The sequence below is a fragment of the Mesorhizobium sp. B3-1-6 genome, from assembly GCF_006439555.1.
GTDB lineage: Bacteria > Pseudomonadota > Alphaproteobacteria > Rhizobiales > Rhizobiaceae > Mesorhizobium.
Genome location: NZ_VFTM01000001.1, coordinates 95,543 through 121,227 on the forward strand (window position 1 = coordinate 95,543; position 25,685 = coordinate 121,227).

The window sequence follows — 25,685 nt, forward strand, 5'->3', positions numbered from 1 at the left end:
GAAATCCTCAAAAGACCTTCAGGCGGCGAGCTTGGCGCGCTCGGCGATAGCGGCGGGGGACGGGGCGGCGGTGTCGACGCCCATTTCGTTCAGCGATTGCGAGGCTGCTTCGACCACACGGCGCATGACATGCTCGTCCATCTGGCCGATGCAGCCGATGCGGAAGGAGTCCACGACCGTGAGCTTGCCCGGATAGATGATGAAGCCCTTGTCCTTCATCAGTTCGTAGAACCTGTCGAAGGCGAAGTTCGGATGCGCAGGGTTGAAGAAGGTGACGATGATCGGCGACAGCCAGCGATCCTTGAGCAACGTCTCGAAGCCGAGCGCGCGCATGCCGGCCACCATGACGTCGCGGTTCAGCGTATAGCGCGCGCCGCGGCCGGCGACGCCGCCTTCCGCCTCGTGCAGGCGCAGCGCCTCGAGGAAGGCCGCGACGACATGCGTCGGCGGCGTGTAGCGCCACTGCCCGGTCTTGTTCATGTTCGCCCATTGCGCATGGACGTCGAGCGACAGCGAATGGCTGCGTCCCTTCGCGGCCTCGAGCTCGCCCTTGCGGGCGATGACGAAGCCGAAACCCGGCACGCCCTCGATGCATTTGTTGGCCGACGACACCATCGCCTCGTATCGGATCTCGTTGACGTCGAGCGGGATGGCGCCGAACGCGCTCATGGAATCGACCAGCAGCTTGCGGCCGTTGGCATAGACAGCCTCCGATATCTCGGCGACCGGGTTGAGGATGCCGGAACTGGTTTCGCAATGGATGGCGATGACATGGGTGATGGCGGGGTCGGCCTCGAGAGCCGCCGCGACCTCTTCGCCGCGCGGCGGCAGATAGTCGCCCTTGTCGATCAGCGTGTAGGCGCGGCCGATATACTGCATGGTTTGCGCCGCGCGCAGACCGTAGGCGCCGTTGGCTAAAACCAGGACCTTGCCATCCCTGGGAACGAATGAACCGAGCATGGCTTCGACGCAGAACGATCCGCTGCCCTGCATCGGCACACAGTCGAACTCGTCACGGCTGTCGCCGGTGAGCGCCAGCAGGCGGCGGCGAAGCTCGGCGGTCATGGCGCGGAAATCGCCGTCCCAGGAGCCCCAGTCGCGCAGCATCGCCTGCTTGACCGCGTAAGCCGTGGTGAGCGGGCCGGGCGTCAGCAGATAAGGTTCGCCCAGTGCCGGCCCATCCAGCGGCTTGGCCGCCGCAAGTTTCATCCCAGCGAGCATGCTGCCCTCCCACTTCGATCCTGTCATCGGAATATGACAGTCATTCTCGGCGGGTAGGACATATTTGTAAAATCGTTATTTTGTATTGATGTATCGATCTGATTGATGATAACAGCCTGACGCTCAGGCGCCAATACGGGAACCACGCGGATGCGTTATGTCCAACTCAGAGCATTTCATCAGGTGGCCATTTCCGGCGGCTTCTCGCGTGCGGCGGAGGCGCTTTTCCTGACCCAGCCGGCGATTTCGGACCAGGTGCGCAAGCTGGAGGAAGAATATGACGTGCTCCTGTTCAACCGGAACAAGAAGCAGGTCACGCTGACCACTCAGGGCCAGAGGCTGCTCGAGATCACCCACCGCATGTTCGAGACCGAGCAGCAGGCGCTCGAACTTTTGACCGAATCGCGCGCGTTGCGCTCCGGCACGTTGCGCATCGTTGCCGACGCGGCGCACCATCTGCTGCATATCCTTGGCGCCTTTCGCGCCCGCTACCCCGGCGTCCAGGTGTCCGTGCGCTCCGGCAACACGGAAACCGTGATCAGCAGCCTTTACAGTTATGAAGCCGATATAGGCGTTCTCGGCGAAATGCCGGCGGGACGCGATTTCGAGATGCTCAAACTCAACTCGACGCCGATCACCGCCTTCGTCTCCGCCGAACACCCGTTGTCGGACAGGAAATCGCTGACACTGGAACAGCTCGCACAGGAACCGCTCGTGATGCGCGAACGCGGCTCGAAAACGCGCAAGAAGCTGGAAGATCTTGCCGCGGCTTCGAATGTCGAGCTGAAGCCCGCCATCGAAGCGGAAGGCCGTGAGGCCGTGCGCGAGATCGTCGCCTCCGGAGCCGGCGTCGGTTTCGTCTCGGCGGCCGAGTTCGGCCACGACTCGCGGCTGGTGCCGATCACAATCGACGCGCCGGAGACGCTGATGGACGAAGCGCTGATCTGCCTGCGCGAGCGCAGCGGCGGCAAGCTCGTGCGCGCCTTCCTCGACATGGCCCGCTCGATGTCGGGGGATTGAGCCTGGTTCCTACGTGGATCCGGGCGCCGCGGCGGTGACCCGCCACACCGTGTTGCCGACATCGTCGGCAATCAGCAGGGCGCCGGATTTGTCGACGGCAACGCCGACCGGACGACCCCTCGCCTCGCCCTTGTCGTTGAGGAAGCCGGTGACTACGTCCTGCGCCATGCCGTTAGGATGCCCGCCGCTGAACGGCACGAAGACGACCTTGTAGCCGTTGAAGCGGGAGCGGTCCCAACTGCCATGCTCGCCGACAAAGGCACCGCCGCGATAGGATTGCGGCAGGTTGCTTGCGGTGTAGAAGGCAAGCCCGAGCGGCGCGACATGCGAGCTCAGCGCGTAGTCCGGTGGGATGGCCTTCGCCACCATGTCCGGCCGCTGCGGCATCACGCGCGGATCGACGTGCTGGCCGTAATAGCTGTATGGCCAGCCATAAAAGGCGCCGTCCTTCACCGACGTCATGTAGTCTGGCACGAGGTTGGGCCCGAGTTCGTCGCGCTCGTTGACCACCGTCCAAAGCGCCTTGCTTTCAGGTTCGAACGACAGCCCGTTGGGATTGCGCAGCCCGCTGGCGAAGATGCGGGAGCGGCCGGTGGCGCGGTCGACCTCCCAGATCGCGGCGCGGTCCTTCTCGGCCTGGATGCCGTTCTCGGTAATGTTGGAGTTCGAGCCGACGCCGACATAGAGCAGCGCACCGTCGGGACTCGCCACCAGGCTCTTCGTCCAGTGGTGATCGATCGGCCCGCCCGGCAGTTGCGTCAGCACCTTGCCCGGCGCCGTGATCTTGGTGTCGCCCGGCTGATAGGGATAGCGCACGATCGCGTCCGTATTGGCGACATAAAGGTCGTTGCCGACCAGCGCCACGCCGAAGGGCGAGTTGAGATGGTCGAGGAACACGCCCTGGTAGTCCGGCTTACCGTCGCCATTGGTGTCGCGCAACAGCGTGATGCGGTTGCTCGGCCCGGTGTCGCCGCCGGAAGTGACCCAGTTCTCGACCCAGCCCATGACGATGTCCTTGGGCCGCTTGACCGATGCTTCGGTCGGCGCCGTCGATTCCACCACCAATATGTCGCCATTTGGCAGCACGTAAAGCGAGCGCGGATGCTGAAGTCCCTTAGCCATCGCCTCGATCTGCAGGCCCTGCGCGACGGTCGGCTTTTCGTCGTTTTTCCACCCGACCACCGAGGCCAGATGCATCGGCGGGAACAGGTACTGGTTTATCTCCGGCAGTTTCGGATTCGGGCCGATCTGCGTGTTCGGGTCGGTGTTGTCGTCGCTGCAGCCGGCAACGCCCACGGCCATTGCGCAGCAAAGCGCCGCGGTCGTCCATTTGATCGCGCTGTCAGACCGTCTCATCGGCCACTCCTACATGATGGCGATAGACCAGCCCCCAGCCGAGCCAGCCGGTGAAGATCAGGATGATCACCACCAGCGCCGACAGGATCAGCCCGGTTGGCACGACGGACGTCCAGGCATCGCGGGTGTGGATGAGCATGTTGAAGAAAGACAAGACAAGCGCGACGAGATTGCCGGCCATATGCAGCCATGCCGTCGGCTGAGCACGTATCTTGCGGTCGCCAAGAAAGTCGGTAAGCCCCGCGATGGCGGCCAGAATACCGACGATGACACCGACGGTTACAAGCCAGGCCGAAAAATTGGCCCAGGTCATTTCGGCTGTCTGCCAATAGACGATATCGGTGAGCAAGGTCCCGACGAAACAGGCGATCGGGATGGTGACGAGCATGGGGTGGATGGGATGACCGGCTATGCTTGCCGTGGATCGCGGGTTGTCCATAGCGGAAGCTCCTTTCCGCGCTGCTGCTTGGATGTAACAGCGCGAAAAGACGAATGTTCCGCCGGAAATTCTTGCGCTCACCAGAAGGTGAATGCCCGATTGTCAGCCATGGCTGAGGCGGAATAGACCGTTCCAGGGCGGCCGGGCGCGCATTTTACGGACGACAATCACGCAAGCCGCGCGGCATGCCACTTCAGGTGATCGTCCATGAAAGTCGAGATGAAATTGTAGGAATGGTCGTAGCCGTCCTGCATGCGCAGGGTGAGGTCGATCCCTGCCTTCTTGCACGCTTCGTCGAGCAGCCATGGCCGAAGACCATCCTCAAGGAAGCCGTCGGTCGTGCCCTGGTCGACGAGAAACTCAGGATAGCGCTTGCCGTCCTCGATCAGAAGCGTCATGTCGTAGGCGCGCCAGCTCTTCTCGCCCGGCCCGAGATATTTTTCGAAGGCCGGCCGCGACCAGCCGGCCGTCGACGGTTGCACGATCGGCGCGAAAGCCGAGCAGCTCCGGTAGCGTTGCGGATTCTTGAGCGCGATCGTCAGCGCGCCATGTCCGCCCATCGAATGGCCGAAGATGGCCTGGCGTGCCATGTCGACCGAGAAGTTGGCGGCAATCAGCGCCGGCAGTTCCTCGGTGATGTAGGAATACATGCGATAGTTCTTCGCATAGGGCTCCTGCGTTGCATCGAGGTAGAAACCGGCGCCGCAGCCGAACTGCCAATTGTCCTTCTCGTCGGGAACGTCAGGTCCACGCGGGCTGGTGTCGGGACACACGACGACGAGCCCAAGCTCGGATGCCATCCGCCGGTACTCGCCCTTGTCCATGACGTTGGCATGCGTGCAGGTGAGGCCCGACAGGTACCACAGGACCGGGAGCGGCCCGTCCTTGGCCTGGGGCGGCACGAAGACGGCGAAGGTCATGTCGCAGGCGCAGACCTCGGAAGCGTGGGAATAGACGCCCTGGATGCCGCCATGCGATTTGGAGGTGGAAACGACCTTCATCGGTTCTGCCTTTCGTCTGGAAATATCGACCGGCATAACCGCCGGCCGGGCCTGGCGCAACCTTGCACCTTGCAAAACTGTCGGGCGATGGAAGAGGCCGGCGCCGGTTAGCCTGCCGGCCTGTGCCACCGGCAGCCGCCCAATACCGACTGGGGCCAGATCGGGCTTCGCCGCAAAGCTCTCCATTGTGATGCATTGCCGACGGAGAAGACGCGCGTTGTCCGATTATCTGAACGCCCTTTAGCTTTCCTTGTTTGAGGTCGCCGGCAGCCGGAGTAATAGTCGCGTCGGAATTCGTGAGGAGGAGACGATGACCCTGAACTTCGACCCGAGGGCGAAGGCCACCACGCTCTACCATGGCGAATTCCGGCCGATGTTCATTGGCGGCAAATGGGTCGCGGCGCAATCCGGTGAGGAGATGCAGGCGCTGAACCCGGCGACGGGCGAAGTGCTGGCAACCGTGCCGCGCGGGTCGGCCGCCGACATCGACGCGGCGGTGGCCGCGGCGCGCGCGGCCTTCGAAGGTCCCTGGTCGAAATTCTCGCCTTACGAGCGGCAATGCGTGCTTTTGCGGATCGCCGACCTGTTCGAGAAACATTGGGAAGAGCTCAGCGTCTCCGACACGCTCGACATGGGGTTGCCGATCACCCGCACGCTGGCCAACCGGCGCCGGGTCATCGGCATGCTGCGCTTCTATGGCGGCATGGCGACCGCCCTGCATGGCGAGGCGATCGACAATTCGATCCCCGGCGAGATCGTCACCTTCACCCGGCGCGAGCCGGTCGGCGTCGTCGGCGCGATCATCCCCTGGAATGCCCCGACCGCCGCCTCGATCTGGAAGATCGCGCCGGCCCTGGCGACCGGCTGCACCATCGTGCTGAAGCCGTCGGAGGATGCATCGCTGACGCCGCTCCTGATCGCACGGTTGATGCAGGAAGCCGGCGTGCCCGACGGTGTCGTCAACATCGTCACCGGAACCGGCGCCGAGGCCGGCGCGCGGCTTGCCGAACATCCCGACGTCAACAAGATCGTCTTCACCGGCTCGACGCTGACCGGCCAGGCCATCGCCCGCGCCGGCGTCGCCAACCTCAAGCGGGTTTCGCTGGAGCTTGGCGGCAAGTCGCCGATCATCGTCTGCCGCGACGCCGATATCGACAAGGCCGTGCCGGTCGCGGCGATGGCGGTGTTCGTGCATTCCGGCCAGATCTGCATTGCCGGCTCGCGCCTGTTCGTGGCGCGCGAGATCCATGACGAATTCGTGCGCCGGGTCGCCGAGTTCGCCGGCAAGCTGCGCATCGGCCACGGCATCGAGGCGGAAACCGAGATCGGGCCGCTGATCAATGCGAGGCAGGCAGGCAAGGTCGAAGGCTACATCAAGGCCGGCAACGACGAAGGCGCCCGGCTGGTCGCCGGCGGCTCAAGGCTGACGGGCGAGCTCTATGACGGCGGCAACTTCATCGCGCCGACCGTCTTCGGCGCGGTGTCGGACAAGATGACCATCGCGCGGGAAGAAATCTTCGGACCGGTCATCTCGGCGATGCCCTTCGACACGCTGGATGAGGTTGTCGTACGCGCCAACGCGACGCCTTACGGTCTCGCGGCCGGCATATTCACCACCAATCTCGGCACCGCGCACAAGCTCGCGCGCCGCGTCAAGGCCGGCTCGGTCTGGGTCAACATGTATCACGCCATCGACCCGGCCGTGCCGTTCGGCGGCATGAAGATGTCCGGCTACGGGCGCGAGGGCGGCGTCGAGCATCTGCACGAGTATCTCGAAACGAAAGCGGTCTGGATCCAGACCGACTAAAGAAGACGCTCCGTAAACCTGCTCGCCAGCTCGCGCAGATTGGTGCGGATCAGGTTCATCAGTTGCTCCGAGAAGGAGTGCTGCACATAGCCCGCGCGGTAACGATGCGCCGGCAGGACAGAAAGTCCAATATGGACCATTTACCCCCGACCCCCGGCGAACTTGTCGTTTAAGCCTTTTGGCACCGCTCGGAGGCGCGGTGTTGGGAGGTTTCACGAGCTATGCAAGCCGTTCTCACGGTCACGAACTTGCGCAAGTCGTTCGGCGGGATCCATGCGCTGAAAGGCATCGACTTCGATCTTCACGCCGGCGAGATCCATGCTCTTTGCGGCGAGAACGGCGCCGGCAAGAGCACGTTGGTGCGTATGATTGCCGGCCTCATGCCGCCTGACGAGGGCGAGATCCGCGTCGGCGGGCATTTGCTGCGGCCCGGCGAGCTTACCAACCCGAAGCTCGTTTCCGTCGTCTATCAGGAGCTGTCGATCATTCCGCATCTGTCCGTGCTGGACAATGTGCTTCTCGGCGATCCCGATATCTCCCAGCTCTACATCCGCGCCCGCTACAGGGCGCGTGCACGCGAGACGCTGGATCAGCTCGGGCTGTCCGATATTCCGCTCAACCTCGAGGCCGGAATCCTGTCGATCGCCGAGCAGCAGCTCCTCGAAATCTGCCGCGCCGTGATGCGCGGAGCGCGCGTGCTCATCCTCGACGAACCGACCGCAAGCCTTTCCGACGCCGAGATCCAGCGGGTCTTCGCGACGGTGCGCTGGCTGCGCGCCAAGGGAACGGCCGTCGTCTATATCAGCCATCGCCTGCCGGAGATCTTCGCCCTCACCGATCGCACGACCGTGTTCCGCAACGGACAGCGCATCCTGACGAAACCGACCGCGCAACGGACCAATGACGAACTCGTCGCCGAGATGATCGGCCGCGGGGTGACCTCGGCGCATGCAACGCGCGATCGGGCCGGGCCTGCGGCGGCGACGGTGATCGAGCTTGCGGGACTTGGCGTCGCGGGAAAATACCGCCCTGTCGATCTTGCCTTCCGCGCCGGCGAGATCGTCGGCGTCATCGGTCAGCTGGGCTCGGGCGCCAGTGCGCTGGTCGAAACGCTGGCGGGCCTGGAGCGACACTACGCCGGCACGATCAGGGTCGGCGGCTCTCCGGTCGAGGTCACCTCGATTGCGGCGGCGAGCCGTGCCGGTATCGCCTATGTCTCTGAGGACCGCGCCGGCAAGAGCCTCTTCCTCGGAGCCCCCATCGAGGTCAACCTCACAGCGGCGATCCTCGACCGCCTCAACCGCTTCGGCGTGCTGACGCTTGCCGATGCGCGCAGGCAGGCGAGCGAGCTTGCCCGCCGGTTCCAGATCGACGCCCGCCGGCTGCCGGCTGCGGCGTCGACGCTTTCGGGTGGCAACCAGCAGAAAGTGGCGATCGCCAAGTCGGTCGCGCTCTCGCCCAGGATCCTGGTGCTCAACGAGCCGACACGCGGCGTCGATGTCGGCGCCCGCACCGAGATCTATCGCGAAATCCAGGCGCTCGCCCGCGAGGGGTTGGTCGTCCTGTTCTTTTCGACGGACCTGGAAGAGATCCGGGAACTGTCGCAGCGCGTGATCACAGTCTTCCGCGGCGAGATCGTCCGCGACCTGCCGGTCGAGGAGACGACCATGGATTCCATCCTGGGCGATGTCGTTCGCGGTCCGGACATCGGGAGGGCGGCATGAGCATCAACGGCAATATAAGGAGCGGAGGCAGGGCCTTGGTCGGATTCGACGCGGCGGCGCTCGGCGCCAGCCTGATGCGGCCGGAGCGCATCCAGTCCACCGCAGTGTGGGCAGCCACGGTGCTGTTCGCCTTGTGGGCAACATTCACCATTCCCGGCTTTTCCACGGGCGCCAATGTGTCGGCGATCATGTACTCCACGGCCGCGGTCGGCATCGCCGCGGTCGGCATGGCTCTGATCACGCTTTCCGGCAATCTCTTCATGCTGTCGATGGGCGCGACGGCCGCCGTCTCCACCATTCTTTTTGCATCCTTCCTGCATTTCGGCCTCTTCGCGAGCGTGATCCTGGTGGTCCTGATCGGCGGGCTGTTCGGGTTGGCCCAGGGTATCGCCGTCGGCCTGTTCCGCACCAATCCGATCATCACCACGATAGCGATGGCTTCGATCATCACCGGCGCCGGCTCGTTCTATTCCGGCGGCCTGACGGTCGTGGGCCAGGGAGACGCGAGCTGGCTCGGGGTCGGACGGACCCTCGGCCTGCCCAATCAGATCCTGCTCTTCCTGTTGGCGGCGATCGTGCTGAGCTTCATCGTCGAGCGGACCCGCTTCGGTCGGGAGCTTCGCCTGATCGGGCTGAACCCGAAGGCCGCCAGCTTCACCGGCCTGCGCGTCGGGCGTACTTTGGTGCTCGCCTACATGTTTGCAGCCATGGCTGCGGCCTTTGCCGGCGCGCTCTATGGCTCGCAGGCGGCGCAGGGCAACCTCAAGCTCGGCGCGGGGCTGGACTTCGACGCGATCGCCGCCGTGCTGGTCGGTGGCGTGGCGATCAAGGGCGGCCAGGGCCGGATCCTCGACGCGGCGATCGGCGCCGTGTTCCTGGCGATGATCTCCAACATCCTTTTGCTCAAGGGCCTGTCGCTGGAGATCCAGCTCATCGTCAAGGGCCTGGTGGTGATCGGCTCGGTGATCCTCGGCGCGCTGGCGCTCGGCTTCAGGAGGTAAGACCATGGCCGCGATCCGCAAGTCGAAGATGATCTCCGGCGCGACGCTGCTGCGCCTTGTCCTTCTCGCCGCTCTCGTCGCCGCCTTCGCGATCTGGAATCCGGCTTTTATCAGCGGCCGCAATCTCTATGCCCTCATGCAATCCTTCGCGCTGCTCGGCATGGTCGCGCTTGGCCTGTCGTTGACGATGATTGCCGGCGAGTTCGATCTGAGCGTCGGCTCGATGGTCGCTGTGGGCGGCCTGATCACGCTCGTCATCGGCGCCGGCAATCTCGTCCATGGCATGTTCGCCGCGCTGGCGTTCGCCGTGCTTGTCGGCTTGGCCAATGCCTTCGTGATCAGCCGCTTCAAGGTGTCGTCGCTCGTCGTCTCGGTCGGCTCGATGATGGCGCTCTCCGGCTTCGCCTTCTGGCTCGCCGGCGGCAAGGTCATCAGCACCGACAATTTCGACCTCGGCATGGCCCTGGACGATCCGCTGCTGACCATCCTTTCCTGGCGCAGCGTCGTGACGCTTGCCGCCTTCCTGCTCGTCGGCCTGTTCATGCACTACACGCTGATGGGACGCGACATCCGCGTCGTCGGCAGCAAGCCCCAGGTCGCGGCGGCGAGCGGCGCCAGGGTCGGCCGCTCGCTGGTGATCGTCTTCGTGCTTTCCGCCGCCACGGCCGCGCTCGCGGGAAGCCTGCTGTCGATGAGCCTCGCCAGCGCCGCGGCGACCACCGGCAGCACGCTGATGCTGCAGGCCGTCTCGGCCGCGATCGTCGGCGGCGTCGCCCTCAGCGGCGGCTCCGGCACACCCGCGCATGTCCTGCTCGGATCGCTGATCCTGACGGTGATGAACAATGGACTGAGTCTGATCGGCATGGGGGCGACGGGGATTCTCTTCGCCAACGGCCTCGTGCTGATGGGGATCGTGCTGCTCGACGGACAGTTGGGCGCATGGATGAGCGAACGGCTCGCAATGTCGCGGGCTGTGCATTCCGCCTAGCGGAAACAACCGACGGATCCTTGCAACGCCGCCGAGCCGATCGGCGGTGCGGGGGAACGTGCAACCTTGAAACGGGAGGAGTAACCAAAATGAACTTCGCAAAACTCACCAAACTTTTGCTGGCGACCACGGTCGTCGGAGGACTGATGGCGCCGGGAATGGCCTTCGCCGCGGCCAAGGGCGCGAAGGTGATCCTGCTGACGGTCACGGAAGAATGCGAATATTGCGCGCTCCATCAGCGCGCCTTCAAGGAGGTCGCGGCCGCCGCGGGCATCGATCTCGAGGTCAAGATCAACAACTACGACGCCGCCGAGCAGGCCTCGCAGGTCGACCAGGCGATTGCCCAGAAGCCGGACGCGATCGTGCTCTGGCCCGCGGATGCAAGCGCCATCGTGCCGTCGCTGCGCAAGATCAAGCAGGCCGGCATCCCGCTGGTGATCACCAACTCGCGGCCGGACGAGAAATATTCGCAATTCTGGGACGTCTTCACCGGCCCGTCGGACATCGGCAACGGCGAGTCCGCCGGCGAGGCCATGATCAAGGGTTTCGCCGACAAGAAGCTCGGCAGCGACGGCAAGGTCTTCATCGTCGAGGGCGTTCCCGGAACACCGCCTCAGATCCAGCGCTCGCAGGGCTTCGAGGATGTCCTGGGCAAGAAGGCGAGCGGCATTCAGGTGGCCGGCAAGCAGAATGGCAACTGGGACCAGACCAAGGCGACGGATGCCGCCGCCGCCCTCTTCACCCAACTCGGCTCAAGCGTGAAGGGAGTCTATGCGCAGGCCGACAACATGATGTCCGGCGTGATCGTCGCCGCCAAGCGCGCCGGCATCGATCCGGCAAGCCTGGTCCTGGTCGGCTCCAACTGTTCGATCGAAGGCGTCAACCAGATCAATGACGGCACGCAATACGCCACCGTCCTGCAGTCACCGATCGACGACGGCAAATATGCCGCGCAGGCCGTCGCCGATCTCCTCGACGGCAAGAATGTGGAGAAGCAGATCTTCCTGCCGCACGAGATCATCACCAAGGCCAACGTCGCCGACTGCAACGCCGCGCTCGGCCGCTGATTATCCGCATCCGAGGCACGGCGGCCCGCCGCCGTGCCTCACCCTTCCCGACGTCAGAAAAGAGGAATACCCCATGGCCACGGAGCCAGTCTTTAGCAACGCCTTGCCGGACCTTGTCGTGGTCTCCGGAACGGCTTCTGGTCTTGGTACTAACATTGCCCGGCTGCTGACCGAAAGCGGCGTGCGCACGATCGGCGTCGATCTCGCGCCGGCGCCCGAGAGCCTTGCAAGCGAACGCTATTCGCATGTCCGGGGCGACGTTACCGACGAGGCGACCTGGGCCGGCATCACGGACATGATCACCAGGGAAAATCCTGGAACGCTTGGCCTCGTGACGTCGGCGGCCATGCTGAATGTCGGCACCATCCTCGAATTCGACAAAGCGGCGATGGAAAGGACCATGTCGGTCAATTTCATCGGCACGGCGCTCGCCTTTCGCGCCATGCTGCCGTTGATGACCGCGCGCGGCGGCGGCCCGATCGTGGCGGTCGCCAGCATCGACGCGACCTTCGCCGAGCAGCAGCTTGCCGTCTACGCCGCCTCGAAGGGCGCGGTCCGCCAGCTTACCCGCACCGTTGCGATGGACCATGCGCGCCAGGGCATACGCGCGAACGTGCTGAGCCCCGGGCCGATGCTCGCCGGCCTCTTCGAGCGGCACATGAAATCCGCCAACGATCCGGACCGCTTCCTCGCCGCGCGCGCCAACCGCCAGCCGGCCGGCCGCATCCTCGATCCGGCCGAGGTCGCCCGCGCCGGCCTCTTCCTGCTTTCCGATGCCTCCACTGCGCTCAATGGCGCCGAGATCATCGCCGACGGCGGCCTGACGACCAGCTTCGATTTCCGCACCGGGTCGGAAGGCGCTTCGGTCTGAGGAGAAGATGATGAGCAAACCCATTGAACTCGTCGCCGCCTATTGGACCATCTCCGGCGACGTCTATCCGTTCGCGCCGAACGAGATCAGCCCCTTTCCGTTCGCCCGGCGTGTCGAGGCGGCGGCCCGGGCCGGGTACAAGGGCGTCGGCCTGATCCATGCCGATCTGCAGGCGACGCGCGAGAAGATCGGCCTGAAGGAGATGCGCCGCATCCTCGAGGCCAATGGCATGCCGCATGTCGAGCTGGAGTTCATCACCCACTGGTTCGCGTCCGGCGCCCTGCGCGCCGCATCGGACAAGGTTCGGCGCGAGCTCTTCGAGGCAGCGGAGGCGCTCGGCGCCCGCGACGTCAAGATCGCGCCGGAATTCGATGCCGACACGATCGACCTTGGGCAGGTCACGGACAGCTTCGCCGCGATCTGCGACGACGCCGCCCGTTACGGAACCAGGATCGCGCTGGAGGTGATGCCGTTCTCCAACGTGCGCACCCTGGAAACCGCGCGCGCCATCGTCGAAGGCGCGGCGAAGGCCAATGGCGGCCTGCTGCTCGACATCTGGCATATCGGCCGCGGCGGCATCCCCTACGAAGCCGTGGCCGCCGTGCCGAAGCAATATGTCGTCTCGGTCGAGCTCGACGACGCGGATGAGAAGGTCGTCGGCACGCTTTGGGAAGACACGATCTACGAACGCCGGCTCTGTGGCGAGGGCGTGCTCAATCCCCCCGCCTTCATCGACGCGATCCGCAAGACCGGCTTCGACGGCTTCTACTCGGTCGAAGTGATCTCAAAGAGGCATCGCGTGCTGCCGCTCGAAGAGGCGGCGCGACGCTCGTTCGAAACAACCATGGCGCAATTCGCCGCAAGATAGGGAGGATCAAAAATGGAAACCAATCTCAAGGGCAAGGTGGTGCTGATCACCGGGGCGGCGAAGGGCATCGGCCGCGAAACGGCGATAGCGTTCGGCCGCGAGGCAAGCCGCGTGGCGCTTTTCGACATCGACGAAGCGGCCCTCGCCGAGACGTCGGCCGCGGTCACGGCTGCCGGCGGCACGGCCGCGACGTTCAAGGCCGACCTTTCCTCGGCAGATGATATCGAGAAGAAGGTCACCGCCGCGATCGCCCATTTCGGCGGCACGGTCGACGTCCTCGTCAACAATGTCGGCGCCGGCGCGGTGCGGACGTTCGACCAACTGACCGACGCCGAGTGGGACAAGACCTTCTCGCTCAACTTCATGAGCTATGTCCGCACGACGCGCGTCGTCCTGCCGGTCATGCGCAAGCAGGGACACGGCGCGATCGTCAACAACGGCTCGGATCTTGCGCGCCAACCGGAAGGCGTTCCGATCGATTACTCGGCGTCCAAGGCGGCGGTGCTCGCCCTGACCAAGGGGCTGGCGCGCACCGAAGGCGCCAACAACGTCCGCATCAACGCCGTGGCTCCCGGCCCGATCTGGACGCCGTTCTGGACCCAGCCCGGCGGCTTTGCCGAAACCATGGGCAAGTTCCACAATATGGAGCCGCAGAAGGCCGTCGAGCATGAGATGTCGCTGCGCCAGCTGCCGCTCGGCCGCCTCGGCAAGCCGGAGGAAGTGGCCAACGTCATCGTCTTCCTGGCCTCCGATCTTGCCTCCTTCGTCACCTCCTCCGTCTGGGGCGTGGATGGCGGCTCGATACGAGCGATCGCCTAAAGCAATTCCCGGAAAAGTGTGAGCGGTTTTCCGTCCGGAATTGCGTCAAAACAAGAGATTTCAGGAGCACCGCACTGCGGTTTTCCTTTGGAATTGCGCAAAAACAAGGAGTTGCAGCAGGCGATTCCATCAAACGCTGAACTGCTTCAAGGCGCGCCGCAAGGAAACGGATTCAGCCGACGCGGTCGACGATCCGCTCGATGCGGTCCTGGGCGTCCTTCAGGGCCGCTCGGTCGGATTTGCGGCCGGAAAGCGCGTCGTGAACCTCCTCGCCGATGATGCGCTCCATGCCGGTGTAGAACGGCACCGGCGGGCGCTGCCAGTTGCGCAGCAGATTGCGGTTGGCGAGGCTTCCGACGAAGCGCACGAGCTGCGAGCTGCCGATCGCCTCCGGATCCGCGCTGACCGAGAAACGCGGCGCGACGGGAAAACCGTTCTTCACATGCTCCTTCATGGCCTCGCGCGATGCCATCCAGGCCAGCGCTTCGGCCGCCAGCGGCAGACGCTTCGGGTCGATGTTGGAAGGAATGCACAACAGGAACCCGCCGATCGGCGAGGTGTTGGTGCCGCCCGGTCCTGAAGGCTGCGGAACGTAGGCCACGCGGCGCTTGACGGCGGAGCGGACTTCGGCCTCGAACTGGGCGGCGCGCATCGTCCAGACATAGCCCATCGCGCTCTGGCCGCGCAGGAAAACCGCGCAGGAATCGTCCCAATGCGCCTCGAGCGCGCCGGGCTGGGCGATCTCCAGCATGCGATGCATGTAGTCGAGCGCCAGCAGGCCGGCTTCGCTGTCGATCTGCGGCCGCATATGCTGCGCATCGAGGTTTTCGGTGGAATAGCCCGTCGGCGTGCGGCGGATCGACAGCACGGTCTGGCCGCAGCAGCCGAGGAAGAACATGAAGCTCGATGCCAGCGGCCGGTGCGCCGCGTTCCAGGCGATGCCGTAGCGTTCCGCGGCCGGATTGTGGAATGCGCGCCCGGCGCTGATGACGTCGTCGAAGGTGCGCGGCAGCGACAGCCCCTCGCTTTCGAAGAGATCCGACCGGCAGGCCAGCACCTCTATCGTGCAATAGATCGGCACACCGTATTCGACGCGCTGCCAGGTCGTCGTCGACCAGATCGACGGATGGAAATCCATCGGGTTGATGCCGGATTCGCGGATCGTCTCGCCGATCGGCAGGACAAGTCCCTTGCTCGCGAATTCTCCGAGCCAAGGCATGTCGATCGCGATCATGTCGTAGGCCGAGATGGTGCGCGCGCCGTTCGCCAGGCCCTCCCGGTAAAGATCGTTCTGGTGCACCAGCTTGAAGCTCTTGGCGCTCGCCAGATTGTTGCGGAAGTCCGACCACGTGTTGCGCATGGCGGCGAAGTAATTGTCGTCGTTCAGCAGGAACTGCAGCTCGACGCCTTTCGTGATCCTGTGGGTCAAAAGGTTGATCGGCGGGATGATCGGACTGCCGCGCTGCGGCGCGCCGAAATAATAGTCAGCCTCGTGCTCCTCATTGTTGCGGCCGCCGACGATCTCGGCGATCAGGGCTTTTGTCTCCGCCGCATAATTGATGGCGAGGTTCGAGAGGCGTGCCGTCGGGTGAAGCGTGAAGCGCTTGGCCGTTTCGGAAGCCGCCCGCCTTTCGATCAATCCGCCGTCGATCATGCCCTGGATGCGCCGGATCGCGGTGCCGTGAGGGAGATTGGAGACCAGCGCGAGCTTGCTGATCGTCACCGGATAGCCCTCGAGCTCCGAGCGCATGAGGTAGTGGATGATGCGCCAGGCGGCCTCGTCCTCGACATCCGTGACGCCGAGGAAAGGCCTGCGCAGGCGATCCACGAAATCATAGACGCGCAGGAACTCGTGATCGTTCATCCCAACATTCTCCTTCCAGCGCGGAAGGATAAGCCGATCAGGCGGCTCGACGCCAGCTTTTGTCCAATTTGGACGAAACTGCCCAGCCTCAAGTTCCGGCGGTCTTGGGAGCCAGGACGAAATCCCATTCGACGGACCAGAACGGAGCGTCGAAACCGAGCTCGCGCGCCTTTTCCGGGTTGGTGACTTTGGTGAAATCCGCGATCAGCGAATCCTTCACGCCAAAGACGGCGTCCTCGGCGAGGTAGCGGCAATCGGGCGCGAAGATGTGGGTGATGACGGGATCGTAACCCGGCGCGCTGACGATGTAGTGCACATGCGCCGCGCGGTTCGGATGACGCCCGAGCGCGGCGAGCATCTTTCCGACCGGTCCGTCGTCCGGGATCGGATAGTAGCGCGGCTTGACCGAACGATACCAGTACTCGCCCTTCTCGTCGGCGGTGAAGACCCCGCGCAGATTCCAGTCGGGCTGGACGTCCTTCTGCTGGACGTCGTAGAAGCCGTCGTCATTGGTCTGCCAGACGTCGATCAGCGCGCCGGCGATCGGCTTGCCTTGCGTGTCGAGCACGCGACCGCGCACCACCATCGGCTCGCCTTTGCCGTCGAGGCAGATGTTAGCGCCGTGCTCGTAGCGCGGGGCCTCCGGCACATAGAACGGGCCGAGGATGGTGTTTTCCGTGGCGCCGTTCGGACGCCGGTGATTGATCGCGTCGACAAGCATCGAAACGCCGAGCGTATCGGAAAGAAGGATGAATTCCTGCCGCCAGTCGGAGCACATCCTGCCGACATCGGTGAGGAACTTGATGCCTTGCAGCCACTCCTCATGCGTCGGCTCGATCTCCTTGATGGCGGCGTGCAGGTGCTTCACCAGCACGCCCATCACCTGCCGCAGGCGCGGGTCGACATCCGGCCCCATGCGCGCGTTGACCACGTCGACCGAGGTCTCTTCCTCGAAATAGGGATATTTCGGTCGAGCGGCGTCTGCGGTGCCTGTCATGGCGATAACTCCTCGAGGGACGTTCGGGTTCTCAGGCCTGCGGCGGCTCGCCGGCATAGGCGCGCGCGATAAGAGCCCGGATCGGTTCCCGCTCCAGCGCCCGCGGGTTCCAGTAGGGATTGGCCAGCGCGCGGTCCGTCGCGGTGTCGATCCCGTCGGGCGGCATGCCTATCTCAGACAGGGCGCGCCTTGCGCCTATCCGGCCCGCAAGATCGTAGAGGGCCGTCGCCGGGTCGTTCGTCTTCAGCACGGCCCGCAGGGTTTCCATGACGGCCGGAACGGCGGGGGCGTTATAGGCCAGCGCATGCGGCAGCGCGATCGTATGGGTCTCCGCATGCGGCAGATCGAAACTGCCGCCCAGCGTGTGGCAAAGTTTGTGGTGCAGCGCCATGCCGACCGAGCCGAGGCAGATGCCGCAGAGCCAGGCGCCGTAAAGCGCCTTGGAGCGCGCATCGCGGTCATGCGGCTTCTCGGCGATGACCGGCAACGCGCTCACCAATGCGCCGATGGCCTCGGCCGCCATCAGATCTATCACCGGATTGCTTTCCCTCGCGTAGAGCGCCTCGACCGCATGGGCGATGGCGTTCATGCCGCTTGTCCCCGACAACGCGGCAGGAAGCGTCATCGTCAGGTCGACGTCGTAGATGACCACTTCCGGCAGCACGCGCGGGCTCGATTGGGTGACCTTCGCGCCATCCTTCGTCTCGCCGAGGATGGGTGTCATTTCCGAGCCGGCATAGGTCGTCGGCATCACGATCTGCGGCAGGTCGGTGCGCAGCGCGATCGCCTTGGCGAGGCCCGTCGTGGAGCCGCCGCCGACCGCGACCAGCCCGTCGGCCTCGAGTTCCGCCACGACCCGCAGCGCGTCCTCGGTCACGGACACGGGCGTATGCATCGTCGCCCCGGCATAGACCCCGGCCGCGGTGCCGCCAAGCGATCCGGCCAGACGCCGCGCGTCCGCCTCCTGCGGCGGCGTTGCCAACACGAGCACACGCTTCAGCCCCAGACGGTCGATCTCCTCCGGCAGCCTTGCAATGGTGCCAGATCCGAAGACGACGCGCGCTGGCTGGCCATTATAGACGAAGCTTTTCATCGAGCCTCTCCCCGTCAGCCGCGATTGTCGACACGCAGCAGGAAGGGATTGATGCTGACGCTTTGCCAGACATTGGCGGCATTGAACGGGTCGGCGGCGTTGAACGCCTTCACATCTTCGATGCTGTCCGCGAAAAACACGAAGAGCGAGCCGATCATGGTCGCACCGTCCGCAGCGACCAGCGGCCCGGAGATTACGGTCGCGACCGATCCGGCGGCAAGATAGGCCTTGTGGGCATCGTAATTGGCAAGCCGGCGCGCAAGCGCATCGGCATGGTCGAGACAGTGGACGGCAAAGAGCAAGATAGTCCTCCCGGGGGGCGCGACGCTTCATCGATCGTCGCTAAGTTCTACTCCTCCCTGCCGGAACTTAAATCGACTCCTGTCGAACGGACCGATGAATTTGTCCAAACTGGACAGATATGGGTCCATGCGGTCGTGATTGTTCGCCGCCGGAAACGGATACCGGCCGATTGCATCGTGCAGTCGAAGGTTAGCGCAGCCGCGAGATCCCTGTGGTCTCAGGCGATCCTCTGCTCGAATTGCGCGATGTCGGCGCTCTTGCGCAGTCCAGTCGCGACGACGGACACGCGGAACTTTCCCGCCAATGCCTGGTCGAAGATGGCGCCGACGATGATGTCGGCATCGGCGTCGACCTCTTCGCGTATCCGCGTCGCGGCTTCGTCGACCTCGAACAGCGTCATGTCCATGCCGCCGCAGATCGACACGAGCAGCCCCCTGGCGCCGGACATGGAAGCTTCATCGAGGAGCGGATTGGCGATCGCCGCCTCGGCCGCGATCTTGGCGCGCCCCTCCCCGGAGGCCTCGCCGGTCCCCATCATCGCCCGGCCCATGTCCCGCATCACCGACTTCACGTCGGCGAAATCGAGATTGATCAGGCCTTCCTTGACGATGAGATCGGTGATGCAGCCGACACCCGCGTAGAGAACGCGGTCCGCCATGGCGAAGGCGTCGGCGAACGTGGTCCTGGCGTCGGCGACCCTGAAGAGGTTCTGGTTCGGGATGACGATCACGGTATCGGCGCTCTCGCGAAGCCGTTCGATGCCTTCCTCGGCCGCCTGCGTCCTGCGCTTGCCTTCGAACACGAAAGGCTTGGTGACGACGGCCACCGTCAGGATGCCGGCATCGCGCGCGGCACGCGCGATCACGGGCGCCGCGCCCGTCCCCGTGCCGCCGCCCATGCCGGCGGTGATGAAGCACATATGCGTTCCCGCAAGGTGATCCATGATCTCGTCGATGGATTCTTCCGCGGCAGCGCTCCCGACCTGGGGCAAGGACCCGGCGCCCAGGCCCTCGGTCACATGCGCACCCAGTTGGATCAGCCGCGACGACTTCGACATGGTGAGCGCCTGGGCATCGGTGTTGGCGACGACGAACTCGACGCCCTGCAGCCCTTCGGCGATCATGTTGTTGACGGCGTTGCCGCCGGCGCCCCCGACCCCGACAACGGTGATCTTGGGCCTCATCTCCAGGATTTCCGGCTTGGCGGTCATTTCCTCATCTTTCTACCGAAGGCACCTGCGGCTCCGCCGCACGATCATGCGGAACCGAAGCAAGCACACGAATCAGGCGACCCCCACCAACCGCAGGGAATCAGAGCAGGCGCCTCCCTGCAAGGTCCGCTGACATTCTGCAAGCGCAAACGCCCCAGCCAAGAGCTGGAAGCGTCTGGGCGCTCGAGTTATCCGAGCCGGCGCACCGCAGGAAATTCTATTGCGTCACCGAAGTCGAGGTGCCCCAGGTATCCGACAGCACATAGCCTTGCGGATAGGGATCCGTCGGATCGAGATAGTAGTTGTGCTCTCCTGTGATCCAGGCTCTGCCGGTTATCTGCGGCACGATCGCCTTGCGCCCTCCGACTTCGGTAAGTTCGAGGATCTTGCCGGTGAAGCGCGAGCCGATGATCGATTCATGGATCAGCACCTCGCCGGTCTTCATCTGGCCTCGCGCCTGCAGCACGGCCATGCGGGCCGAGGTGCCGGTTCCTGTCGGGCTGCGGTCCGAGCGTCCTGGCGAGACGATGCAGGTGTTGCGCGTGACGTTGCCCGGCCCCTGGAACGGCATGGCGAACTGCACGATCGACACACCGCGCACATTGTCGAACTGCGGATGCACGACATCGAGCTGCTCGCGCGCCGCGCGGCGGACCTTCTCGCCGGCCACGGCCAATTCGCGGGCCTCGTCGGGAGTGACCGAGAAGCCGAGCGCGGGCGCATCGACAATCGCGTAGAACATGCCGCCATAGGCAATATCGACCTTGATCGTGCCGAGCCCTTCCACCTCGATATTGGCATCGAGGCGCTCGGCGAAGGCGGGGGCATTGCGCAGCGTGATCGACAGGCATTTGCCGTCGCTGCATTCGGCGCGCACCTCGATGACGCCGCCGGGCATATCCAGCTTGAAGCGCGTCTCGGGCTCCTGCATCGGCACCATGCCGGTCTCGAGCAACACCGTGGCGACGCAGATCGTGTTGGAGCCGGACATCGGCGGATATTCGGTCGGCTCCATGATGATGGCGCCCGCGGCGCAATCCTCGCGCGTCGAGGGCACCAGGAGATTGACATGCCGGGCAACGCTGCCGCGCGGCTCGCAGATCAGCATGCGCCTGATATGGTCGTGATCGCGTTCCATCGTGATCATCTTTTCCATCATCGTGCGGCCGGCAGGCGGCAACACGCCGCCCACGATGACATCGCCGATCTCGCCCTCGGTGTGGCAGCCGACGACGCGGATGCTGGTTTTGGTGCGCATTGCTTTTCTCTCCCTGTCCGCAGCGACTATCCGCCTGGCAAGTGGTCCTGCTTGGGACAAACTGATCAATCCGCGCGCCAGCCTCAAGGAGATTCCGCGAATGACCGCCAACGTTCTTCCAACTGCACGCCGAAATCGCGGAAAATTCCTCTGGTGGCTGGCACGCACCCCGCGCTGTGAATGCCAACCCGCCTATGGCGACGGGACCATCTCGGCGCGCAAGGTCGAGACGCCGCCCGCGATGTCGCGCCTTGATTGCCGGCGCTATCCCTTGAATGCCGGCAGCGTCAGACCCTTGACGCCGACATCGAGCGCAAACAGGCCGCCCGGATGCTTCTGGCCGACGAAGTGGCTGGCAGGACGCTTGAGCACGGCAGAGGTGACATAGAGGATATCGAGGTCCTTGCCGCCGAACTCGCAGCAGGTCGGCAGGTCGGTCGGCAAGAGCACCGTCTGCATCAGTTTGCCGGTCGGATCGTAGCGGCAGACCTTGCTGGTCACCGGGATGGTCACCCAGTAGCAGCCTTCGACATCGACCGTAGCTCCGTCGGCGACGCCGCCGGTGACCGTCATGTCGACGAAGGTACGGCGGTTCTCGATGTCGCCGGTGGCGGGGTCGAAATCATAGGCCCACACCGCGCCGGCATGGCTGTCGGAGAAATACATGGTCTTCGAATCCGGGCTCCAGGCGAGCCCATTGGAGCAGCCGATGCCGTCGATGATCTTGTGCACCGAAAGATCGGGATCGAGCCGGTATAGCGCGCCGATGAATTCGATCGGCTTGCCGGGCACCTCGAACATCGAGCCTGACCAGAACCGCCCCTGCCGGTCCGGCTTGCCGTCATTGAAACGGGTCTTCGGCATATGTGCTTCCGGGTCGACGATCGCTTCGAACACACCCGTCGCAGGGTCGAAGAAATGAAAACCGTCGGTCATGGTCAGCACCAGGCCGCCTTTTTCGCGCAGGCCGAGGCAACCGAGATATTCCGGCGTCTCGAACACCTCGTCCTTGCCGGTCGACGGGTCGTAGCGGTGGATCAGCTTCTTCCAGATGTCGATCCACCAAAGCACGCCGGCCTTAGGGTCCCAGAGCGTGCCCTCGCCCAGCTCTGCTCCGGCATCGACGACGCAAGTGATTTCGACCATGCTCAAGCCCTTCTGCCGCGAATTCTGCCGCCGAGCCCGGCGAAGGTCTCGCTGCCGATCGACACCGTGATCAAGATCACCGCACCGTAGACGACGAGCAGTGCGCCGCTCGACAGGTTGAGCGCCGGTAAGAGCCCGGTGAGGATAGTCAGCACCATGGCGCCAGCGACGGTGCCGAGATAATGCCCGCTGCCGCCGAGGATCGAAGCGCCACCGATGGCGACCGCCGCGATCGAGGTGAACAGATAGGCATCGCCCATGCCGAGATAGGCCTGGCCGGAATAGCCGGTCAAAAGCATGCCGGCGAAAGCGGCGGTGAGGCCGGAGACGACGTAGGTCAGGATGGTGGTGCGCGCGGTCGGCACGCCGGAGAATTCGGCGACGGTCGCGCTGGTTCCCAGCGCATAGAGATGACGCCCGAACGCGGCCTTGGAGAGCAGCAGCGTGGCGACCAGCGTCAGCGCGAGCCAGATCAGCGCTATGACCGGGAAGCCGCCGATGCGCCCGACCGACAGGAACTGGATCAGCGCCGGCGCGGACGGCGTCGGCGAACCACCGGTCAGCACCAGGATCAGGCCCTGCAGGATGACATTGGTGGCCAAGGTCATGATAATCGGCGGCACGCCGAACTGGGCGACGCCGACGCCGTTGATGAGCCCGATGAAGGCGCCGCCGGCAAGCAGCAGCGGCATGACCCAGATAAGCGGCAGATCCTGCCCGCCGCAGAGCAGCGCCATCACGATCGCCGCGGAATTCAGCACCCAGGGCACCGACAGGTCGATGCCGCCGCCGATGATGACGAAGGTCTGGCCGAGCGCGACGATGCCGACGAAGGCCGCCAGCACCACGGTCGAGCGCATGTTGGAGACCGAGAGGAAGCCAGGCGAGAAAATCGCCGTGACCAAGAGCAGCACGATCATGCCGGCATAGGCAAGCACGATGAGGCGGTTGCGGGCGAGGAAAGCGCTCATTGGACGCGGTTCCTCGCGGCCTTTTCGGCGATCGAGCTTGCGAGCACCGAGAGCAGCAGGATGATGCCGGACGCGACCGGCTGCCAATAGCTCGACACGTGCAGGACGAAGACCAGATTGCCGATCAGGGTAAGCACGAAAGCGCCGATCAGCGTGCCGGCGAGATGGCCGCGACCGCCGAACAGGCTGACGCCGCCGATGACCGCGGCCGCCACGGAAGGCAGGATGTAGTCCTTGCCGATGGTCGGCGAACCGGCGCCGGTCTGTGTTATCAGAAACAGCGCCGCGCCCGCGGCGAACAGACCTGACAGGCCGTAGGTGACGATGTTGACGCGGGTGATGGAAACCCCCGACAGAAACGCCGATTTCTCGTTGGAGCCGGAGGCCTGGATGGTGATGCCGACGCGCGTCGCACGGAACCACCACCAGAACACGAGCAGCGCCAGCAACATCCAGACCGGGCTGGTCAGGCCGAGGAGTTGCACCGAGGCGAAACCAACCCACCAACCGGGAACGCTGCCGCCATCGGTCGGCAGGATGATCATGGCGACGCCATTGAGGATCGACCAGGTGGCGAGCGTCACCAGGAAAGGCTGCAGCTTGAGCAGCGAGATCAGCAGGCCATTGAGCGCGCCGATGAGGAAACCGAGCGCCAGTATGGCCAGCGCCCAGAACGCCGTGGTCGAAGGATCGTCGGTGAAACGCGTCGCCGCGATCACCGTGCCGAGGCTGATCATGCCGCCGATCGACAGATCGATGCCGCCGCGCACCAGAACGATGGTCTGTCCGGTTGCCGCCAGCATCAGCGTCATCGCCGCCGCCGTATCGAGATTGAGCTCGTCCAGGCTGAAGACGCCGGACTGCAGGCTGCCATAGATGGCGACGATCAAGGCCAGCATCAGGCAGGCGACGAGGAACGGCGCGCGGTCGAGCGCGCGGCCGCGCCAATCCATGCCTGGCCTGCTGTCCTTGGTTCGCGCCGGCATTCGCGCCCTTTCCACAGTTTGCTCCGCGGACATCACCATGCCTCAGGCCGCCCTGGTTTCAAGCATGGCGGCGCGCAGGATTTCCTCCTCCGAAATATGCTCGCCCTCCAGCGTCGCGGCGATACGGCCGTTGCGCATGACCAGCACGCGGTCGGCGACATGGACGAGCTCTGGCATGTCGCTCGAATGGAACAGGATCGCGTAGCCCTTGGCGGCGAGATCGCGCATCAGCTGGAAGATCTCGCCTTTGGTGCCGACATCGACGCCGCGTGTAGGATCGTAGAGCAGGAGCACGCGCGCTTGCGTCAGAAGCATCTTGCCGAAGATCACCTTCTGCTGGTTGCCGCCGGACAGCGTTCCGGCGAGTTGTTCCGGCGTGCCGGCCTTGATGCGCAGGAAATCGACCATCTCCTTGACCAGGGCCGCTTCCTTCTGCCGGCTGAGCAGGCCATTTTCGGTGAAGCGCTTGATGACCGACAGCGTCAGGTTCTCGCGTACGCTCTTGGTCAAGAGCAGGCCCTGGCCGCGCCGGTCTTCCGGCACCAGCGCGATGCCATCCTTGCCGGTCAGCGCCTGGCGCGGATTGCCGATAGCCGCGGGCTTGCCCCAGAGCTCGATCGTGCCGCTCGCCTTTGTGGCGCCGAACAGCGCCTGGAACAATTCGCGCTGGCCGTGGCCCTGCAAGCCGCCGACGCCGAGCACCTCGCCCTCGCGAAGCGAAAAGTCGACCCCTGAGAGACGGCTGCCGCTGGCGAGGTTTGCGACCTCGAGCGCGACGCGATCCGTCATCGTCGGCACGCGCTCGGGATAGAGCCGGTCGAGATGCCGGCCGATCATCTGGGTGACGATCTCGTCGTCGGAAACGGCAGCGGCCTCATGCGCGGCGACAGTGCTGCCATTGCGGAAGATCGTCAGCCGGTCGGCGATGGCGCGCACCTCGGCCATGCGATGCGAGATGAAGATGACCAGCCTGCCTTCGGCGGCCAGTTGCCGGGTGAGCTTCAACAGCCATTCCGCCTCCCGCGCCGGCAGCGCCGAAGTCGCCTCGTCGAGGATGAGGATGCGCGGGTCCTTGGCCAGGCCCTTGGCGATCTCGACGATCTGTCGTTCGGCCAGCGTCAGCCGCCGCAATTCCTGTTCGGGACGCAGCGCCGGGAAATCGTATTTTTCGAGAAGCGCCAGCGTCCTGCGGCGCATTTCCGCGCGGTTGACGGTACCAAGCCATGTCCTTGGCTCGTGCCGGAACCAGATGTTTTGCTCGACGCTGAGATCGGGGATGAGCGACAGTTCCTGGAAGACGGCGGCAATGCCGCGCGCCTGCGCGGCATCCGGGTTCGCGGGCCGATAGTCCTGGCCATCGACGAGGATGGAGCCGCCGTCATGCTGCACCGCTCCCGACAGGATCTGGATGAAGGTGCTTTTGCCCGCTCCGTTCTCCCCGAGCAGCGCGTGCACCTCGCCGGCGCGGGCGCTGAATGCGGCTTCGCTCAGCGCGACGATGCCGCCATAGCGTTTTGACAGACCGTTGACGGTAACGAGATCCATGGGCCGCTTTCCAGAGCGTTTCACCGTTTCAAGGAAACGGCGAACCGCTCTATCTCTTTCTTTTTACGCAATTCCGGACGAAAAACCGCTCACACTTTCCTGGAATTGCTCGAAAAGGTCTCCCGGCATC

At 64.6% G+C, this 25,685-nt stretch carries 24 protein-coding genes; 9 read left to right on the forward strand and 15 right to left on the reverse strand.

The genetic code is table 11. The features are described 5' to 3' along the window. Positions 1 to 18: 18 nt before the first annotated feature. On the reverse strand, positions 19 to 1,221 hold the full coding sequence (locus FJ414_RS00440; RefSeq protein WP_140640164.1) for a 2-aminoethylphosphonate--pyruvate transaminase: 1,203 nt from the start codon (positions 1,219 to 1,221) through the stop codon (positions 19 to 21). A gap of 150 nt (positions 1,222 to 1,371) precedes the next feature. Here FJ414_RS00440 and FJ414_RS00445 point away from each other — a divergent pair, with 150 nt between their 5' ends. Beyond that, positions 1,372 to 2,241, forward strand: a complete 870-nt coding sequence (locus FJ414_RS00445; protein WP_140640166.1) for a LysR substrate-binding domain-containing protein — start codon at positions 1,372 to 1,374, stop codon at positions 2,239 to 2,241. 9 nt (positions 2,242 to 2,250) lie between these two features. Here FJ414_RS00445 and FJ414_RS00450 read toward each other — a convergent pair whose 3' ends face one another. From FJ414_RS00450 to fghA, 3 genes are all read right to left on the reverse strand, one after another. Then, entirely contained in the window at positions 2,251 to 3,543 is a 1,293-nt protein-coding gene (locus FJ414_RS00450) for a sorbosone dehydrogenase family protein (RefSeq protein ID WP_246672273.1), read from the reverse strand. A gap of 40 nt (positions 3,544 to 3,583) precedes the next feature. After that, positions 3,584 to 4,036, reverse strand: a complete 453-nt coding sequence (locus FJ414_RS00455; RefSeq protein WP_140640197.1) for a DUF2231 domain-containing protein — start codon at positions 4,034 to 4,036, stop codon at positions 3,584 to 3,586. A 167-nt stretch (positions 4,037 to 4,203) separates the two neighbouring features. Further along, entirely contained in the window at positions 4,204 to 5,037 is an 834-nt protein-coding gene (gene fghA, locus FJ414_RS00460) for an S-formylglutathione hydrolase (RefSeq protein ID WP_140640199.1), read from the reverse strand. A 310-nt stretch (positions 5,038 to 5,347) separates the two neighbouring features. Between fghA and FJ414_RS00465 the strand changes: the two genes are divergently transcribed. After that, positions 5,348 to 6,844 (forward strand): aldehyde dehydrogenase family protein, encoded by a 1,497-nt coding sequence (locus FJ414_RS00465; RefSeq protein WP_140640201.1) that lies wholly within the window; start codon positions 5,348 to 5,350, stop codon positions 6,842 to 6,844. Here the strand turns inward: FJ414_RS00465 and FJ414_RS31285 are convergent. Then, on the reverse strand, positions 6,841 to 6,984 hold the full coding sequence (locus FJ414_RS31285) for a hypothetical protein (protein WP_181181476.1): 144 nt from the start codon (positions 6,982 to 6,984) through the stop codon (positions 6,841 to 6,843). The genes FJ414_RS00465 and FJ414_RS31285 overlap by 4 nt on opposite strands. Before the next feature lie 81 nt (positions 6,985 to 7,065). Between FJ414_RS31285 and FJ414_RS00470 the strand changes: the two genes are divergently transcribed. The 7 genes from FJ414_RS00470 (at position 7,066) to FJ414_RS00500 (ending at position 14,182) form a co-directional block, all read left to right on the forward strand. Then, positions 7,066 to 8,568 (forward strand): sugar ABC transporter ATP-binding protein, encoded by a 1,503-nt coding sequence (locus FJ414_RS00470; protein ID WP_140640203.1) that lies wholly within the window; start codon positions 7,066 to 7,068, stop codon positions 8,566 to 8,568. 35 nt (positions 8,569 to 8,603) lie between these two features. Next, positions 8,604 to 9,569, forward strand: a complete 966-nt coding sequence (locus FJ414_RS00475; RefSeq protein ID WP_246672255.1) for an ABC transporter permease — start codon at positions 8,604 to 8,606, stop codon at positions 9,567 to 9,569. A 4-nt stretch (positions 9,570 to 9,573) separates the two neighbouring features. Further along, positions 9,574 to 10,557 (forward strand): ABC transporter permease, encoded by a 984-nt coding sequence (locus FJ414_RS00480; protein WP_140640205.1) that lies wholly within the window; start codon positions 9,574 to 9,576, stop codon positions 10,555 to 10,557. An 89-nt stretch (positions 10,558 to 10,646) separates the two neighbouring features. Continuing rightward, positions 10,647 to 11,624, forward strand: a complete 978-nt coding sequence (locus FJ414_RS00485) for a sugar ABC transporter substrate-binding protein (RefSeq protein ID WP_140640207.1) — start codon at positions 10,647 to 10,649, stop codon at positions 11,622 to 11,624. Between the two features lie 73 nt (positions 11,625 to 11,697). Continuing rightward, positions 11,698 to 12,495 (forward strand): SDR family oxidoreductase, encoded by a 798-nt coding sequence (locus FJ414_RS00490; RefSeq protein ID WP_181177470.1) that lies wholly within the window; start codon positions 11,698 to 11,700, stop codon positions 12,493 to 12,495. A gap of 10 nt (positions 12,496 to 12,505) precedes the next feature. Then, complete coding sequence (locus tag FJ414_RS00495) at positions 12,506 to 13,363, forward strand: sugar phosphate isomerase/epimerase family protein (protein WP_210239620.1); 858 nt, start codon at positions 12,506 to 12,508, stop codon at positions 13,361 to 13,363. Between the two features lie 12 nt (positions 13,364 to 13,375). Beyond that, a complete protein-coding gene (locus FJ414_RS00500) occupies positions 13,376 to 14,182 on the forward strand; it encodes an SDR family oxidoreductase (RefSeq protein WP_140640213.1) in 807 nt (268 codons plus the stop codon). Positions 14,183 to 14,354: 172 nt separating this feature from the next. Here the strand turns inward: FJ414_RS00500 and FJ414_RS00505 are convergent, their stop codons facing one another. The 10 genes from FJ414_RS00505 to FJ414_RS00550 all read right to left on the reverse strand — a co-directional run bounded on the left by FJ414_RS00505 (position 14,355) and on the right by FJ414_RS00550 (position 25,555). After that, on the reverse strand, positions 14,355 to 16,046 hold the full coding sequence (locus FJ414_RS00505) for an extracellular solute-binding protein (RefSeq protein ID WP_140640215.1): 1,692 nt from the start codon (positions 16,044 to 16,046) through the stop codon (positions 14,355 to 14,357). Between the two features lie 88 nt (positions 16,047 to 16,134). Next, entirely contained in the window at positions 16,135 to 17,043 is a 909-nt protein-coding gene (locus FJ414_RS00510; RefSeq protein ID WP_140640217.1) for an intradiol ring-cleavage dioxygenase, read from the reverse strand. Positions 17,044 to 17,074: 31 nt separating this feature from the next. Further along, a complete protein-coding gene (locus FJ414_RS00515) occupies positions 17,075 to 18,136 on the reverse strand; it encodes a maleylacetate reductase (RefSeq protein ID WP_140640219.1) in 1,062 nt (353 codons plus the stop codon). Positions 18,137 to 18,150: 14 nt separating this feature from the next. Next, entirely contained in the window at positions 18,151 to 18,438 is a 288-nt protein-coding gene (locus FJ414_RS00520; protein ID WP_140640221.1) for a YciI family protein, read from the reverse strand. Positions 18,439 to 18,656: 218 nt separating this feature from the next. Then, entirely contained in the window at positions 18,657 to 19,649 is a 993-nt protein-coding gene (gene ftsZ, locus FJ414_RS00525; RefSeq protein WP_040996104.1) for a cell division protein FtsZ, read from the reverse strand. Positions 19,650 to 19,866: 217 nt separating this feature from the next. Further along, positions 19,867 to 20,907 (reverse strand): proline racemase family protein, encoded by a 1,041-nt coding sequence (locus FJ414_RS00530; RefSeq protein WP_140640223.1) that lies wholly within the window; start codon positions 20,905 to 20,907, stop codon positions 19,867 to 19,869. Between the two features lie 264 nt (positions 20,908 to 21,171). Continuing rightward, a complete protein-coding gene (locus FJ414_RS00535) occupies positions 21,172 to 22,053 on the reverse strand; it encodes an SMP-30/gluconolactonase/LRE family protein (protein ID WP_140640225.1) in 882 nt (293 codons plus the stop codon). Between the two features lie 2 nt (positions 22,054 to 22,055). Beyond that, a complete protein-coding gene (locus FJ414_RS00540) occupies positions 22,056 to 23,024 on the reverse strand; it encodes an ABC transporter permease (RefSeq protein WP_140640227.1) in 969 nt (322 codons plus the stop codon). Continuing rightward, a complete protein-coding gene (locus FJ414_RS00545) occupies positions 23,021 to 24,010 on the reverse strand; it encodes an ABC transporter permease (RefSeq protein ID WP_246672256.1) in 990 nt (329 codons plus the stop codon). The genes FJ414_RS00540 and FJ414_RS00545 overlap by 4 nt, the downstream gene beginning before the upstream one ends. Positions 24,011 to 24,052: 42 nt before the next feature. Further along, positions 24,053 to 25,555, reverse strand: a complete 1,503-nt coding sequence (locus tag FJ414_RS00550) for a sugar ABC transporter ATP-binding protein (protein WP_140640231.1) — start codon at positions 25,553 to 25,555, stop codon at positions 24,053 to 24,055. Positions 25,556 to 25,685 lie beyond the last annotated feature (130 nt).